At 35.3% G+C, this 1,967-nt stretch carries 1 protein-coding gene; it reads right to left on the bottom strand.

Features of this window, described 5'->3' with window-relative positions:
• Positions 1–141: 141 nt before the first annotated feature.
• Positions 142–1,632, bottom strand: coding sequence for a mucin-binding protein (locus HMPREF0501_RS08640; protein ID WP_006917391.1), 1,491 nt, complete (start codon positions 1,630–1,632; stop codon positions 142–144).
• Between the last annotated feature and the right edge of the window lie 335 nt (positions 1,633–1,967).

Raw genomic sequence — 1,967 nt, 5'->3', positions numbered from 1 at the left:
CTTGAACCAAGAGAAAGTCAGCGCCTTGAGACGCTGGCTGTACATAGCGGCTTATAGCCGCAGAGCAAACCACCCGTTTTACGGGTGGTTATGATTAAAATAGAGACTTTTTTCAGTTAGGTGAACATTATCTACTGAATATTAATACTTTTTTCTAATTCCAGTTAGCCCCCAAAGGCCTAGTAGTGAGATACTAGCCAATCCAATTGCGGTTAATGAACTATCCTTATAACCAGTTTGAGGTAGTTTATGAGGATTGTTCATAGATTGATAATTAGCATTAGGTTTAATATCCCTTTGAACATAATTGACAACTGGCTTATTTGTTGATGAGTGATTTTGATGTTCATTACTATCTGGTTGATTTGGACTAATAACTGGCTTTTTTTGGTAGGTAATATTAATAGTTTGATTGTTGTCTTCCACAGTTACCATTTGGGCAGAAACAGTTGACTGACTTGATATATAACCGGCATATTCTGGTACAGTAAACTTAGACCAATTACCAGTATCCCAATCTCCCCAAATAATGCCAGTATGTTGATCATTTAACTGGTAACTTCGGGTAATAGTAGCAATTTGCTGATATCGTTTTGTTTGCCCATCAGGATAATTTAAAATAATGGTGCGCGTGATAGTGCGTTGTTGTTCAAGAACTTGAGCAATTGCTTGAGTTGTTATATTGTCAGCTTGAAGTGTAAAATTTTTTGCCTCATTATGAAAAGCTTTGGTTAATGCTTGTTTAATGTTTGATAATCCTTGTTCAGTTAAAGCAACTTGATAAGAATCACTAGTTTGAGTCGGTACTAACATCAGGTCGCCATCTTGAAAACTGTATTTGAATCCATTGCTGACCTTATCAAAGGATTCATTCTTAGGGTCAGTACCCGAAAAACTAATTTGATAGTTGCTAGGGTTTAAAGATTCCGTTGAAGAATCAGAATTATTAAATGTTTGGTGCCCGGTGATAACCGCTTTAATGTCATAAGGAGTAATTGTATACGTACCATAACCGAAGTTCAATGGATTATAAGGTCCAATGCTTATGTTAGGCATAACATCCCAGACGGGGAAAAAGACAAACTTACTTCCATTTGTAGATACCCAGAAGTTTCGGCCAGCTGTCACATTATCATAACCAGTTTTACTGAGCCAAACTTTGTAGGTTCCAACGTCTACAGGAGTGGCAATTGGTTGAGCCTGATCATTGCCAAAATAGAGGTCATTTGGTGAGGTTGGTACGTAAATAACATCATAGGTCAATGAAGGATTCAACGGGATATGCATCGAGATTGTGTAATGAACCTTGCTCATATCCAATTCATGGGTGGTTTCACCACTAATTTGAGAATGAGTAGTAGTTGTGGGGTTATTATGATTATTTATATTCGAGTTGCTCAATTGTTTATCATCTGAACTACTTTTGCTATTATTCGCAATTTTTGAATTTTCTGGCGATTTTGATGATTCAGATGTCAAAACTGTGGAAGTTTCATTATTTTGGCTGGTTAATGCTGTTGAATTATTTGAATTAGCGGATATTATATTTGTATACCCCATCATAAAAGCGGTAGCGGCACAAGCCATCAGCCACTGAGTAGTATGCTTAGGATGATTAAATTTATTGCACATAGTACTCTCCTCCTAGAATATTTATAACATTATTACTATACAAAGTTTACCATAAATAGTGGGAATTTACTAAAGAAGAACACATAATAATAATTATTATTTTAAGAATGAATTATAATTATCCGGTAGACCACTGTGAACAAAATAATATAAATAATTTATGAAACGTTTGACAATCGATTGTATAAAGAGTAAATCGTACATTTTATAAATGTATTCACGAGAGGAAGTCAATTTATGGATGAAGTACCTGTTCAAGGGAAAGTTTAAGTGCGAACAATCTCTTTGACGACCATTTGGGCGTTTTTTGCGTTCTCAATTGTGATTAATTCAAC

The sequence above is a fragment of the Limosilactobacillus coleohominis 101-4-CHN genome, assembly GCF_000161935.1.
Lineage (GTDB): Bacteria > Bacillota > Bacilli > Lactobacillales > Lactobacillaceae > Limosilactobacillus > Limosilactobacillus coleohominis_A.
The sequence above is the reverse complement of the archived record's forward strand: the minus strand, read 5'-3'. Positions and strand labels throughout refer to the sequence as shown.

Bases quoted from the DNA above. Each gene is read 5' to 3' on its own strand.
- HMPREF0501_RS08640 (WP_006917391.1), bottom strand. From the start codon at position 1,632: ATGTGCAATAAATTTAATCATCCTAAGCATACTACTCAGTGGCTGATG.